Consider the following 14,467-nt stretch of genomic DNA (forward strand, 5'->3'; position numbering starts at 1 on the left):
TGTTAAAAATGATAAAATAAATGTTAGGGGTGATAGTTTGCTTCTTGTTACAAAGGAATTTACATTTGATGCTGCACATAATTTGGTAAAGTATCATGGGAAATGTGAAAGATTGCATGGACATACGTATAAATTGATAGTTACAGTAGCTGGTGAAAAAGACGAAGAAGGAATGGTGATTGATTTTATTGAATTGAAAAACATAGTAAAAGAAAATGTATTGAACATTTTGGATCATTCATACATTAATGATATTATTGAGCAACCAAGTGCGGAGAATATTGCAGAATGGATATGGGAAAGGTTGATAGAAAAGTTAAAGACAGATAGGTATTTTTTATATGAAGTAAAACTTTATGAAACACCTACATCTTATGTAACGTTAAGGAGGAATTTAGATGTTTAATAAGATACCTGATAGAAGGGGAACTAATTCATATAAATGGGATCTTAAAAGAGAAGATATAATACCTCTTTGGGTTGCAGATATGGATTTTGAAGTTTCAGAAGAAATAAAAGAGGCTATTTTGAAAAGGGTAAAGCATGGAGTTTTCGGATATACATTTAGACCTGATAGTTATTACAATGCTGTAATAACATGGTTTAAAGAATATCATGATTTTGAAATAAAAAAAGATTGGATTGTTGCTGTCCCAGGCGTTGTACCAGGTATTTCATTTGCAATACAGGCTTTTACGCTTCCGGGAGAAAAGGTTATTGTCCAGCCACCGGTATATAGACCATTCTATGAAGTGGTTGTAAACTCTGGTAGAAGAATTGTGTATAATAATTTGATCGAAAGAAACGGCTACTATGAAATGGATTTTGAGGATTTGGAGAGAAAAATAGATAAGGATGTTAGAATGTTAATATTATGCAGTCCACATAATCCCGTTGGAAGAGTTTGGAAGAAAGAAGAGTTAGAAATATTAGGAGAAATCTGCTTGAAAAATGATATAATTGTAGTTTCTGATGAGATTCATGCAGATATTATTTTTAATAATAAACACAGGGTCTTTTTAAGTATAGATGAAAAATTCTATAATAATACAATTGTCCTTACTTCACCAAACAAAAGTTTTAATATTGCAGGACTTCAGTCTGGAAATGCGATAATTCCAAATAAGCTTTTAAGGGATAGGTTTGAAAGGATAATTGAATTACAGCATTTAGGACATTCCAATATTTTTTCCATTGTTGCGACGGAAGTTGCTTATACAAAGGGAAGACATTGGTTGGATAAATTATTAGATTATATTTATGAAAATGCTTTATTTGTTAAAAAATTTTTTGAGAAAGAACTAAATATAGATGTTAATTTGCCTGAAGGAACATTTTTAATGTGGATTGATTTTAGAAGAATTCAAAATCCTCACCAAAAATTATTGAATGCAGGAGTATGGTTGAACGATGGGGTAGAATTTGGGCCAGGTGGTGAAGGATATCAACGTATGAATATTGCTACCTCCAGAGAAATTTTGAAAGAGGCGTTGAATAGGATCAAAACTATTTTTTAATGGTTTCTTTTAGATCCACGACAAGTTTTGCGATTGCGTATATGATTACTAAGAATTCTAGTCTTCCTGTAAACATTGCTATTGTTAATGTCCACATTGCACCAAGTGGCATTGTTGGTTTTGTTATGCCCACGGATAAACCTACACCATTCATTGCAGATGCAAATTCAAACATGGAACTTGTTAAGTCATAGCCATAAGTGGATAATATTATACTACCTATAAAAAATGTGAAAAAATACATAGAAAATACTAAAAATATTTCTTTTATATCGTCATTTGTAATGGTATTTTTATTTTGACCTTTCCATGCAAAAATTTTAGTAACACTTTTAGAAGGTAAAAGAAATTCTTTTATAGAATGTATTACCACTTTTATAGTTACCCAAATTCTGTACTGTTTTAATCCACCGGCAGTTGAATCCATACCACCACCTGCCATCATTAGTGAGGTTAAAATAAACATTGCAAGCCCAAAGTTAATCCACGTGGGATTAGTTAAATCGACAGTTGAAAAACCAGTACCAGTTATTGCAGATGCTGTTTGAAATATTGATTCTCTAAATCCTTCTGAAAAACTGTTAAATATTTTTCCAAATCCATTTATGCTAATTAGAGTAGAGGTTAGGAAAATTGTTGAAAGCATAAGCCAGGGCTCTCCATTTTTGATCAAGGCTTTGAAATTTCCTTTCCATAGTACATAATGAACACCAAACCCCGTACCACCTAAAAACATTAGAATTATTATAATTATTTCTAAAGACAAATTATTATATTCACCTATACTGCCATTTCTAACAGAGAAACCACCCGTTGCAAGTGCTGTTAGAGAATGATTAAATGCGTCGAAAAGTGGCATTCCAAAGATATCTAATAGTATGGTGCCTATTATAGCGTAAGAGACGTATATCAATGAAATTATTCTAGCTGATCTTTTTATATTGGGAGCGATGTTATCAACTCTTCCTTCTGCATGGTATAAACCAAACCCCTTGGGACCTATTACTGAGCCCATCATTATAAGTGCAAAGCCTGCTCCCCCTATAAATTGCATAAAGCTTCTCCAAACTAAAATCATTTTTGAAACATTTGTGACATCTGTAAACATAGTCAATCCAGTTGTTGTAAAACCACTGGTAGATTCAAAAACAGCTTGTGAGAAGGTTAAATGTTCAATAATCATAAACGGAATGGAACCGATTAGTACAACTGAAAGCCATGTAAGTAGAACAATTACAGCACCTTCTCTAACAGTTACAGTTTGTGGAGAAGAAATATTTGATATTTTAAAAAGGGTATAACCCAAAATAAACGAGAAAAACGCAGGAAATGCAAATCCAAAGATATTTATCATTTCATTTGGATAGAAAAGTACCAAAAAAATGGGGAAAAGAATAATTATTGTATAGTACATTAATATTAAACCAACGTTGTATATAATGACCTTGTATTGTTCTGATTTTTTTGGCATTTTATTCCTCCGTTAATATATTTAATATTTCAGTTTGAGCAGTTGGAAGACCTACGATATAGAGCCTATCATTTGCTTTTATTTGAGTGTTACCATGTGGAATTATAACTTCTCCTTTTCTTAGAATTCCTCCCACTACACATTCGTGTGGAAGATTTAAATCTTTTAAGTATTTTCCAACAGCTTTAGAGGTTTCAGGGATATCTACTTTCAAAAATGATAGTTTTCCTTCTTCAATTGAAAGAAATTCTTCAAGTTCTTTTCCAAAAAGAAGATTTTCTACTGCCTTTTGCAGCATGGTAGTTGTACTTACAACTGCTGTGATTCCCAATTTTTCAAAAAGTTCTATATTGTCTGGATTGTTAACTAGAGTTACTATGTTTTTTACTCCGAATATTTTTCTGGCGTATTGGGTTATTATTAGGTTTTCTTTATCTTTGTTTGTTAAAACTACAATTATATCTTCTTCTTCTATATCAAGTTGTTCTAATAATTTCTTTTTTGTTGCATCTCCGTGTATTACCACTGCTTTCAAATCACGTGCAAAATCCTCACATACTTTTTGGTCTTTATTTACCAAATATGTTTTATATCCCTTACTTGAAAAGGATTTTGCCATAAAGTATGCTATTTTTTCGCCACCTATTATGACAACTTTCATAGCAAATCACCAACCAATATTCGCTTTAATTCACCAATTATAAGTAGAGTTGGAGAAATAATTTCAATATCGTATTCTTGAAATAAACTTACATTATCTGGATCATAGACCCTTGTAATTATTTTTTTTGCTCCAAAATAATATTTGCACATTAAAGAAATAAGAAAATTTGTATTGTCGTCGTGAGTAAGTACCAAGACATAGTCTGCTTTGTTTATTTTGGCATTTTCAAGTACGTCTTTTTCAGTGGCATCACCCACAATAGAAAATCCAGTGAAATCTGGTGATAAATTTTCAAATGAGCTTTCTTCCTTATCAATTACAACTACACTGTGTCCCATAGAAGATGCAATACTTGATACGTTACCGCCAACTTTACCACAGCCAATTATTACAAGATAAAGTTCGTCAATTTTTTTCATTGTTTTCCTCCTCATCAAGGGCTTTTGCGGCTTTTAGATGTTTTTCGGCAAGATTAATGTTTCCCCTTTTCTTTAGTAGTTCGTACATCAGATAATGTGGAATAGGCGAAGAAGGAAGTATGTAAAACATTTGTTTTATCATTTTTTCTGCTTTGTTTAATTCTCCTAATTCTAAATATTTATTTGCATTTCTTAATGCTTTATCAAATGAATCTTTTTGCTCCTCGATTAAACTTTTTACTTTTTTTGTTAATTCATCTTTTGTAAAAGGTTTTGAAAGAAAATCTACTTTGTCATATTTAAAAATTTCGGATAATATTTCTGGTTTTACATATGCAGATACAACTAAAATAGGACACTCGTATGCGTTGTTGCGTAATTCCCTAATTAATTCCAAGCCTGATTTTCCTGGAAGTTTTAAATCGGTGATAATAAGGTCGTACTTTAATTTATTTTCCACGATCTTTTTTAAAGCTTCCTCCACGCTAATGAGTGAATCAATTTCATATTCATCTAAAAATTTCTCTATAAGCAATCTTACATTTCTTTCATCATCAATAATGAGTATTTTTCTCATTAGGTACCCTCCTAAAAAAAGAAACTAGGGGGAATCCCCCTAGCTTTTATTATATCACTATTTTCATTATTTTGCCAAGTTCTATGAAACTTTCCTTTAGACTTGCACCACCCACTAAACCACCATCAATATCTGGTTGTATTATTAATTTAAAGAAATTATTTGGTTTAATACTTCCACCGTACAATATTCTTATCTTTTCTGAGGCTTCATCACCGTACATTTCTTTAATCAAGTTTCTTATAAATTTGTGCACTTCTTGCGCTTGATGTGGAGTTGCAACTTTACCCGTACCAATTGCCCAAACTGGTTCATACGCGATTATTACTTTTTCTATATCCTTAACTCCTTTTAGTCCTTTTTTTATTTGTGTTTCGATAACGGCAAATGTAAGATTATTTTCCCTTTCTTCTAATTTTTCGCCCACGCAGAAGATGGGATTTAAACCAACTTCTAGGGCTTTTAATATTTTTTTGTTGATTAATTCATCGGATTCTCTAAAGATATTTCTTCTTTCACTGTGACCTAAAATAACGTATTCTACACCAGCATCTTTAAGCATTTTCCAAGAAATTTCTCCTGTAAATGCACCTTCATCTTCAAAATACATGTTCTGAGCTGCAAGTTTTATGTTTGAATCTTTTAATATTTCATATACAGCAGGAATTGATATAAATGTTGGTGCTATTATTACATCAAATCCTTTCATTTTTGCGAACTCATTTAGTAATATAGATGCAAAATGCATGGATTCAGAAGGAGTTTTATTCATTTTCCAATTACCTGCAAGAATTAATCTTCTATTTTTTTTTTATTGGCTATAGCTGCAATACCAGGTAGTTCTTTTCCTTCTAGGAATTCAAGAGATGCGCCGCCTCCAGTTGAGACATGTGAAACTTTATCTTTTAATTTAAATTTAGCTATAGCTGCTGCACTATCACCACCACCAATAATTGTTGTTGCCCCTTTTTCAGTTTCATTTGCGATAGCAAGAGCTATTTCTTTTGTTCCATTTTCAAAGTCTTCAATTTCAAATACTCCCATAGGTCCATTCCACACAATTGTTTTTGCATCTGCTATTTTTTCTTTAAAGAGGCTTATTGATTCTGGACCAATATCAAGGCCCATCCAACCTTCTGAGATGCCTTCATCAATCTTGAATATTTTCTTCTCAACACCACTTTCTATTTTTTGTGTGCATACGGCATCTACGGGTAATATAAATTCTACTCCTTTTTCTTTTGCAGAATCGAGAATTCTTTTTGCAAGATCTAATTTGTCTTCTTCAACCAATGAGGAACCAACATCTTTTCCAAGCGCCTTTAAGAAGGTAAACATCATTGCTCCACCGATTAAAATCTTGTCGGCTTTGTTTAATAGATTGGTGATAACACCTATTTTGTCTGAAACTTTTGCACCACCGAGAATTACTACGTATGGTTTTTCTGGATTTGATGTTGCTTTGGAAAGAAATTTTATTTCTTTTTCCATTAAAAATCCTGCTACACTTGGTATGTATTGAGCGATACCAACATTACTTGCATGTGCTCTATGTGCTGTTCCAAAGGCGTCATTTACGTGTATATCTGCAAGATCGGCCCATTTTTTGGCAAGTTCTGGATCATTTTTTGTTTCACCTTTATCAAAACGGGTATTTTCAAGAAGAATAATATCTCCAGGTTTTGCATTTTCAATCGCTTTATTTACAGGTTCACCGTATAATTCTGGAACAAACATTACTTCTTTATCTAGTAATTCACTGAGTCTTTGGGCAACAGGTTTAAGTGAAAATTCAGGTTTTCTTTCACCTTTTGGTCTTCCAAGATGTGACAAAAGAATGACTAATGCTCCATTTTCAATTGCATATTTTATTGTAGGTAGTGCTTCTACAATTCTTGTATCATCTGTTATGATTCCATCTTTTAAAGGGACATTAAAATCTACTCTCATAATTAATTTTTTTCCATTTAAGTCTAAATCCTTGATTGTCATTTTTTCCATTGGTATTTCCCTCCTTTTTAACAATGGGGGCAGCTTTGCCCCCATTGGTATTAAAAATGGAATAGATTATAACATTTTTTCTACAAGCTCTAGTGTATCTACGACTCTACAAGTGTATCCGTACTCATTGTCGTACCAAGAGAAAATGTTTACCAATTTTCCATCCATTACTTTTGTAAGGGTAGAATCAAAGATTCCTGCATATCTTGTACCAACTATATCTCCACTTACTATTGGTTCAGTATTGTATCCTATAATACCTTTTAATTTGCCTTCTGTTGCTTTTCTTACAACTTCGTTTACTTCTTCTGCGGTAGTTTCTTTTTCAACTATTATACTTAAGTTTGTAAGTGAACCAACTGGTGTTGGTACCCTTATTGCCATACCATCGAGTTTTCCTTTCAATTCTGGAACAACCAAAGCAACGGCTTTTGCAGCGCCTGTTGTTGTAGGAATAATATTTATAGCAGCAGCTCTTGCCCTTCTTAAGTCTTTGTGTGGAAGATCAAGTATTCTCTGGTCATTTGTATATGAGTGAACTGTTATAAGATGACCTGTTACAATTTTAAATTCATCGTTAATTACTTTTGCAATAGCTGCTATAGAGTTTGTTGTACAAGATGCACATGAAATAATTGCATGCTCAGGTTTTAATTGTTCTTCATTACATCCTAAAACTACTGTAATATCTTCACCTTTTGCGGGAGCGGTAATAACAACTTTTTTTGCACCTGCCTTGATGTGCTTTTCTGCTCCTTCTCTTTTTCTAAATACACCTGTAGATTCGACTACAACGTCAATTCCTAAATCTTTCCATGGAAGATTTTCTGGATCTTTTTCAGCAAATATTTTGATTTCTTTACCATCAATAATAATGGAGTTTTCTGTTGCTTTTACTTCGTTGGGTAAAATCTTGTGTACCGAATCATATTTGAAAAGATGAGCTAATGTTTTTGCATCGGTTAAATCGTTAATGGCTACAACTTCAATGTCGCTATTGCGGCGTATGAGTTCCCTAAGTACTAACCTTCCAATTCTTCCAAATCCGTTAATGGCTATTCTCATGTTTTCCCTCCTTTTTTCATGGTCCTCGTGAAAAATTTTACTATCTTTTTTTGACATCCAATCTACAAATTCAATAAAATTTTTGTTACAATTAGAATAAAAATTCTATGGTATGGATATTTTCTGGGTTTACAAACATTACACCTACTGCCGTTTCAATTAAAAAACTATTAGATTCAAATTTAAGTATCTTTGCGTGTATTTTCGCGCCATCTCTTAATGTAAATACTATGTTGTATTTTGTATTTTCAGGGTAAATTATTAATTTAATTAAGCTGGTTGGGATGGATATAATACCTTTTTCTACGGTGAATGTGATTACGTCACCAAGTCTTGAAGAAAAGTTTGCACTAAATGTTCCTCCTGTTTTTAAAGTAATTTTTAATTTATCAGTTTTCCCTGGGATAATGGATGTATACTGTTTGTTTTCAGTATTTTTTTGTGTTTCTACAAAATTAGAGTATTTAATAGCATCTCTACTTGAAAACACAAATGTTCCGTTATTTGGTAGAAGTACAGTGCCTGAATTTCCATCAAACTTTGTGAGTTTTCCGGGAATATTGATCCATTCATTTTCGTTTGGTTCGATCCATGCGCCAGCTATTGGAGTAGCACTTTCATCGAAATATACTTCTTTTATCAAATCTGTGTACGATACAATTTGTCCTACAATAGATTTAATGCTTATAATATTTGAATTAATAGTCTGTATTTCTCCTTTTATTTGACTGCCATCTTTGAGAACTATAGTATCTGAAAAAGCTAATATTGTAATCAAAGTTAAAAGTGTAATAAAGATCTTTTTCATTGTTTTTCCTCCTTATATTTCAATTTTAAAAAATATACTTAGTTCTAAGATGTTTTTTTGTTCATTTGAGGGGGCAAAGTATGGTAAGCCATTTGCATCGTTTGCATCCACTTTCTTTAAAACATTAAATATCTTTCCAATTTTGGAGTTAAATCCTAAACTAATTATATCAAATTTTTTAAGGACACTGAAATGTAAAAATACACTTTTTTCAAGTTTGGATTCGTTAAGCAAATTAAAATTTGGATCAAATGTGTCTTTGTCTGTCCAAGGATTTATTGGTGATTTTGTTCCAGAGATTACCAACTCAATTGCGGTGTTCAATTTTATTTTGTCTATGTATTCTGCTTCTATCATAAAAGCAAGATTATTTTCTCCATATTTGTATCCAATGTATATATCTTGATAATCTATGGGAAAGTTGTTAAGCTCCAACGTGTTGTAATATGTATAACCATAATAAAATGCGTTACTTGATTCATCGATGCTAGATGGTTGAAATGTGTATTTTGTTGCCCCTGCATGAAAAATCTTTAATTTTATCTTTTCAAGCATTAAAGTGCTTCCAAAAGACCAGGCTATTTTGTCTACTGTATTGTGTTCTGGATTAAAAAACCTGTTTGCGTTAAAGTCATCTATTAAAATCTGTCCGTATAAGTTATAGTACTTACTTTTATATTTTGCAAAAAACCCCATTAAACTGTTATCATTAAATGAATTTCCATATATGTTGTTTATTCTATAGATTTGTATAAAAAAGTTTGGTAAGGGATTGGAAAAATATTCAAAATCAAATATTCTATGAACATATACTGCTGCTTCTTCAAATCCAAATGTAAAGTTATGGATTTTTATAGCGTAATATTTTAAATTAATGCCTTTGTCAATAAAACCATTTTTGTTGTATGTTGCTAGTATATACCTTGACTCGTATAGAAAATTAGAATCTTCATATTTTATTGATGCTTCAGGTTTTGAATGGCCGAGGGAGGATATGAATAGGGAATAAGGTGAATCTATCACGTCATAATTTTCGAAATTTCCGAATTTGATTTTTAGATTATTTTGAGTAATTACAATGCCAGCATTTTTTATTTTTATATAATAATCCCCATAAAATTGTGGATAAAATGGGAGAAATTTCCCGTCATTTGACAATTTCATAGATGCCATGAATGAAAAATTATTGTTTGTGTAGGAAAATTCAGGTATAAAGGTATTTGAAAAGTATTTTATTCCGTTGTATAGGGAATTTTCATATGTTAGAGAAAATTTTACGGCGAATAAAAAAGCGGGAAAAGAAATAATCAAAATAAACAAAAACTTTTTCATTAATTTTCCTCCCCTAAATTTTTTTTGCGATTGAAATCAAGTATTGTACCGTGTCTTCAAAGGACATACTTTCATCGATTGATTGTTTTAGAAATTTATTTATTTCTTCTATAAGTTCAATTGATTTGTCTATTTTAGGATTGGTACCTTTTTTATATGCACCAACATCTATTAAATCTTTTGCATCGTAATATGTTGCAACTAAGTCTCTAAGTTTCATAGCGGCAATCTTGTGTTCTTTAGTAACAATGTCGTTCATTAATCTGCTCACACTCATTAATATGTCAATGGCTGGATAATGGGCTGATTCTGCAAGTTTTCTTGATAGTATTATATGACCATCTACAATTCCACGTACTGTATCAGAAATAGGTTCATTAAAATCATCTGCTTCTACAAGTACAGTGTAAATTCCCGTAATGCTTCCCTTATCGGAATTTCCCGCTCGTTCTAAAATTTTTGGAAGACCTGCAAAAACACTAGGTGGATAACCCCTAGTTGTTGGAGGTTCTCCAGTAGCAAGGCCAACTTCTCTTTGTGCCATTGCCCACCTTGTTAAAGAATCGACCATTAAAAGGACATTATATCCTTTATCTCTAAAGTATTCTGCGATAGCAGTTGCCGTTAGTAAAGCTTTAACTCTTAAAAGAGCAGGTTGATCCGAAGTTGAAACTATAACTATTGAGCGCTTTAATCCATCTTTTTTTAGATCTTTTTCTATGAATTCTCTTACTTCTCTTCCCCTTTCACCAATTAACGATATTACATTTATATCTGCTGAGGTGTTTCTGGCTATCATTCCAAGGAGTGTGCTTTTTCCAACACCACTCCCTGCGAATATTCCTATTCTTTGACCATATCCAAGGGTTAAAAAACCGTCAATTGCTCTTATTCCAACAGATATAGGTGTTGTTATTCTCTTTCTAATCAAAGGGTTTGGAGCTTCTCTTACAATGGGGATCTTTTCTTTTGAAAAGATCTTTTTACCATCCAGTGGTCTTCCAAGGGCATCTATAACTCTTCCAAGCAGCTCTTCTGAAACTGGGATACTTACATGTTGGCCCGTTCTTAGTACTTGACACCCTTTTTTTAATCCAGAGATGTCTTCAAGAGGCATCAGAATGACACCACTTTCATTGAATCCAACTACCTCCGCATATGCCTTTCTATATTCGGTAAGTATTTTGCATAGTTCACCAAGAAAGGCATCAGGCCCTTTTGATTCAATTGTTAGTCCCACTATTTTGTTTACTGCACCTATTTTTTGATAGGGTTCAAATTCCAATAATTTCTTTTTTAAAAATTCAAATTTATCCATTTTTAAGAACCTCATCTATAATTTCGTTGATTAATTTCATTTGAAATTTTAGATCAGTATTGATATTTCCTATTTCAGTTTCTGCGATTACACCAAATTGTACTTTAGAATCTTCTATTATTTCAATCCCTTTATTGTTTAGTTGAGAGATAATGTTAGGATCTAATAGTTTGATATCTTCAGGATTTAAGTATAACTTTACATTTTTCATTCCAGCGATGTGAGTTAAAATTTTGTTTAATTTTCTCTTTGTTATCTCTTCATCTATTTCTTTTTCAAGAATTTTTGAAATAATTATTTTTGTTAACTGGAACAAGTCATTTTCAAATTGTTCCACAATTTTTAGTATGTTCTCGTCGAATTTTTGTATTAAAAAATTTATTCTTTCGTTTAATTTGCTAATACTCTCATGAGTAGCCTTTTTTTGAGAGTTAATTAGATTTTCTTTTTCCTTTATCGATTCATCCAAAATTTTTTGTGCATCTTTTTTTGCTTTTTCAATTATTTCATTTGCCTTTTTTTGTGCTTTTTCAATTATCTCATTTGCCTTTTTTTGTGCGTTTTTAATAATATCAGCTTGTTGTTTTACCTCTTCTTTTTCTTTTTTTTCTTCTACATTTTTTTTGTTAATTACTTGAGGAGTGTCAATATACACGTATCTTTTTTTTATTATCATATTTAACACCTCTAATAAAGGGCTGGCGAATGCCAGCCGATTAATAATCAAGTTGTTTGAGACCTTTTTCAATTATTTCTTTTGTATCCCTTGCAATCATTAATTCTTCATTAGTTGGAACTACTAAAACTTTTGTTTTGGAATCAGGAGTTGAAATTATCATTTCTTTGCCTTTTACGTTGTTTTTCTCTTTATCAATTTTTATTCCTAGAAAACTTAGATAATTTTCGCAAATTTCTTCACGAGTAATTGGTGAATTTTCTCCTACCCCAGCAGTAAATGATATAGCATCTACGCCATTCATTGCCGCTGCGTATGCTCCAATGTATTTTGCGATTCTATATTCATATATGTCGAGTACTAATCTGCATAGTGGATCATTTTCAAGTGCTTTATCTTCTATGTCTCTCATATCAGAACTAAAGTTTTTGGACAATCCTAAAACTCCGCTTTTTTTATTTAATATTGTGTAGACTTCTTCGGCGGATAATCCTTCTTTCTCCATTAAGAATGTAACTATAGATGGATCAAGGTCTCCAGAACGAGTTCCCATAACTAAACCTTCAAGAGGTGTGAATCCCATTGAAGTATCGATACTTTTTCCATTCTTAACCGCGGCAATAGAAGCACCGTTACCAAGGTGAACGGTTATGATTTTGGAATTGTTATAGTCGAGTTCCAACAATTCCGCAGTCCTTTTTGAAACATATCTATGACTTGTTCCGTGGAACCCATATCTTCTAACTTTGTACTTTTCATAATATTCATATGGTATTGCGTAGAGATAGGCTTTTTTAGGCATTTTGGCATGGAATGCGGTATCGAAAACTCCTACATTTGGGACACCGGGAAGCAATTTCATAATAGCTTTTATGCCCATAAGATTTGGTGGATTATGTAAAGGTGCAAGGTATGAAAACTCTTCAATAGCATTTATAACTTCATCAGTTATTAATACAGAGCCAGAGAATTTTTCTCCTCCATGTACAACTCTATGACCCACTGCATCGATTTCGTTAAAGTCTTTAATTGCCCCTATTTTTTCGTCTTTTAAAATTTCTAGTACGGCTTTGAGTGCTTCGTCGTGATTAACCATGGGTTTTTCTACAATAAATTTTTCTCCGTTTTTTTTGTGAACTATTCTACTTCCAGGAATACCAATTCTTTCGGCTATACCTTTGCAAAGTACATTTTCATCATCCATGTCAAGAAGTTGGTATTTAATTGACGAACTGCCGCTGTTTACAACGAGAACAACCATCTTGATTCCCCCTTTTAAAATTTTAAGCTTTCCCGGCTGCATTAAGGAATTCCAATCTTTCCATAACTACTTCTTTCACAAACTCCATACCTTGTTTGAAATATTTTCGCGGATCAAATTCTTTTTCATTTTCAAGAAGATGTTTTCTAAGACCGGCAAGAAATGCTATTCTAAGGTCTGTATCTGTATTTACTTTATTTATTCCTAGTTTAACACACTCTTTAATATCTTCTTGTGGGACACCTTTTGCACCACCCAGATTTGCCCCGTATTTTTCTGCAAGTTCTACGAATTTTTTTGGTACACTGGATGCACCGTGTAACACCAATGGAATCTTAGTTAATTCTTTAACCTTTTTAAGTCTTTCAAAATCTAATTTTGCTTCCCCTTTAAATTTGAATGCACCGTGGCTTGTACCAATGGCGGGAGCAAGGAAATCTACGCCTGTCCTTTCTACAAATATTTTTGCTTGTTCTGGATCTACTAGAACATTTTCTTCAGCCATAACGTTGTCTTCAATTCCAGCTAATTGTCCTAATTCCGCTTCAACGGATACACCGGATGCGTGTGCCCATTTAACTACTTCTTTTGTAATTTCTAGATTTTTTTCGAAAATTTCGTGTGAAGCATCAATCATTACAGAAGAATACCCGGCTTTAATTGCAGCTGCAATATATTCTAAGTTTTTTCCGTGGTCAAGGTGAAGTGCAATTGGAATGTCTAGTGTTTCAGCGTAGTTTTTGACGGTTTCTACGAAAAACTTTGCTCCTCTTAAAGGATCACCATTTCCAGCGTATTTAATTGCCCCTTCACTTGTTTCTATTATTACGGGCGCCTTTTTTTCTGCAGCTCCTTGTAAAATAGCGATTAAAAACTCTAGGTTGTTAATATTAAAAGCGGGAACTGCGTAATAATTTTTACTTGCTTTTTCCAAAATTTCCTTTGTGTTTACATACATTTTTTCAACCTCCTTTTATATGAAAAATAAATTGTTTTTAATATTTAGGAGTGGAGCGGTAAGCCGGATTCTGTTGCTGGAGGCATCTATCTTGGGAATTTGTTACCAAATTCCTCGAGCGGTCTACCCGGGCTAGTGGGCGGGCCACCCAAGCCCTGCTTGACCTTGCTCCAGGTAGGGGTTGCCAAGCGTATGGATTACTCCATACCTGGTGAGCTCTTACCTCACCGTTCCACCCTTACCATATAGGTGGTCTTCTTCTCTATGGCCCTGTCCAGGGATTACTCCCTCCGGACGTTATCCGGTACCTTGCCCATGGAGTCCGGACTTTCCTCGGCAAGTGCCGCGCCTCCACGCTCCACTCCAGTTTGTCATATTTTCATAATTTTATGATAAAATA

At 32.8% G+C, this 14,467-nt stretch carries 15 protein-coding genes and 1 other RNA gene; 2 read left to right on the plus strand and 14 right to left on the minus strand.

Annotated features, from left to right (window positions below):
• The first annotated feature begins 37 nt into the window (after nucleotides 1-37).
• Together queD and XO08_RS06920 are read left to right on the plus strand one after the other, a co-directional pair.
• The gene (gene queD, locus XO08_RS06915; protein WP_075666282.1) at nucleotides 38-406 is read left to right on the plus strand and encodes a 6-carboxytetrahydropterin synthase QueD; all 369 of its coding nucleotides are present in this window, start codon (nucleotides 38-40) and stop codon (nucleotides 404-406) included.
• Nucleotides 399-1,517: a MalY/PatB family protein gene (locus XO08_RS06920; RefSeq protein WP_077287756.1), complete on the plus strand. Its 1,119-nt coding sequence runs from the start codon at nucleotides 399-401 to the stop codon at nucleotides 1,515-1,517. The genes queD and XO08_RS06920 overlap by 8 nt, the downstream gene beginning before the upstream one ends.
• Here the strand turns inward: XO08_RS06920 and XO08_RS06925 are convergent.
• The 14 genes from XO08_RS06925 to rnpB all read right to left on the minus strand — a co-directional run bounded on the left by XO08_RS06925 (nucleotide 1,507) and on the right by rnpB (nucleotide 14,432).
• Nucleotides 1,507-2,988, minus strand: a complete 1,482-nt coding sequence (locus XO08_RS06925) for a TrkH family potassium uptake protein (protein ID WP_077287758.1) — start codon at nucleotides 2,986-2,988, stop codon at nucleotides 1,507-1,509. The two genes, XO08_RS06920 and XO08_RS06925, sit on opposite strands and share 11 nt — an antisense overlap.
• Nucleotide 2,989: 1 nt before the next feature.
• Nucleotides 2,990-3,649: a TrkA family potassium uptake protein gene (locus XO08_RS06930; protein WP_077287760.1), complete on the minus strand. Its 660-nt coding sequence runs from the start codon at nucleotides 3,647-3,649 to the stop codon at nucleotides 2,990-2,992.
• A complete protein-coding gene (locus XO08_RS06935) occupies nucleotides 3,646-4,071 on the minus strand; it encodes a TrkA family potassium uptake protein (RefSeq protein WP_075666286.1) in 426 nt (141 codons plus the stop codon). Before XO08_RS06935 ends, XO08_RS06930 begins: the two co-directional genes overlap by 4 nt.
• A complete protein-coding gene (locus XO08_RS06940; protein ID WP_077287762.1) occupies nucleotides 4,058-4,648 on the minus strand; it encodes a response regulator in 591 nt (196 codons plus the stop codon). Before XO08_RS06940 ends, XO08_RS06935 begins: the two co-directional genes overlap by 14 nt.
• A gap of 49 nt (nucleotides 4,649-4,697) precedes the next feature.
• On the minus strand, nucleotides 4,698-5,441 hold the full coding sequence (tpiA, locus tag XO08_RS06945) for a triose-phosphate isomerase (RefSeq protein WP_304441961.1): 744 nt from the start codon (nucleotides 5,439-5,441) through the stop codon (nucleotides 4,698-4,700).
• Nucleotides 5,441-6,649 carry a phosphoglycerate kinase gene (gene pgk / locus XO08_RS06950; RefSeq protein ID WP_077287766.1) on the minus strand — a complete coding sequence of 403 codons (1,209 nt, stop codon included), beginning with the start codon at nucleotides 6,647-6,649 and terminating at the stop codon, nucleotides 5,441-5,443. The genes tpiA and pgk overlap by 1 nt, the downstream gene beginning before the upstream one ends.
• Nucleotides 6,650-6,715: 66 nt before the next feature.
• Complete coding sequence (gene gap, locus XO08_RS06955) at nucleotides 6,716-7,714, minus strand: type I glyceraldehyde-3-phosphate dehydrogenase (RefSeq protein WP_077198532.1); 999 nt, start codon at nucleotides 7,712-7,714, stop codon at nucleotides 6,716-6,718.
• A gap of 91 nt (nucleotides 7,715-7,805) precedes the next feature.
• Complete coding sequence (locus tag XO08_RS06960; protein WP_075666290.1) at nucleotides 7,806-8,522, minus strand: hypothetical protein; 717 nt, start codon at nucleotides 8,520-8,522, stop codon at nucleotides 7,806-7,808.
• A gap of 12 nt (nucleotides 8,523-8,534) precedes the next feature.
• Nucleotides 8,535-9,854: a hypothetical protein gene (locus XO08_RS06965; protein ID WP_075666291.1), complete on the minus strand. Its 1,320-nt coding sequence runs from the start codon at nucleotides 9,852-9,854 to the stop codon at nucleotides 8,535-8,537.
• 13 nt (nucleotides 9,855-9,867) lie between these two features.
• The gene (fliI, locus tag XO08_RS06970) at nucleotides 9,868-11,172 is read right to left on the minus strand and encodes a flagellar protein export ATPase FliI (protein ID WP_075666292.1); all 1,305 of its coding nucleotides are present in this window, start codon (nucleotides 11,170-11,172) and stop codon (nucleotides 9,868-9,870) included.
• Nucleotides 11,165-11,848, minus strand: coding sequence for a FliH/SctL family protein (locus XO08_RS06975; RefSeq protein WP_075666293.1), 684 nt, complete (start codon nucleotides 11,846-11,848; stop codon nucleotides 11,165-11,167). Before XO08_RS06975 ends, fliI begins: the two co-directional genes overlap by 8 nt.
• A gap of 40 nt (nucleotides 11,849-11,888) precedes the next feature.
• Complete coding sequence (ackA, locus tag XO08_RS06980; protein ID WP_077287768.1) at nucleotides 11,889-13,109, minus strand: acetate kinase; 1,221 nt, start codon at nucleotides 13,107-13,109, stop codon at nucleotides 11,889-11,891.
• A gap of 22 nt (nucleotides 13,110-13,131) precedes the next feature.
• Nucleotides 13,132-14,067 (minus strand): class II fructose-1,6-bisphosphate aldolase, encoded by a 936-nt coding sequence (gene fba / locus XO08_RS06985; RefSeq protein ID WP_075666295.1) that lies wholly within the window; start codon nucleotides 14,065-14,067, stop codon nucleotides 13,132-13,134.
• Between the two features lie 43 nt (nucleotides 14,068-14,110).
• An RNA gene (gene rnpB, locus XO08_RS06990) (RNase P RNA component class A) lies at nucleotides 14,111-14,432 on the minus strand.
• Nucleotides 14,433-14,467 lie beyond the last annotated feature (35 nt).

It is taken from the genome of Thermosipho sp. 1074, assembly GCF_001999655.1.
Lineage (GTDB): Bacteria > Thermotogota > Thermotogae > Thermotogales > Fervidobacteriaceae > Thermosipho > Thermosipho affectus.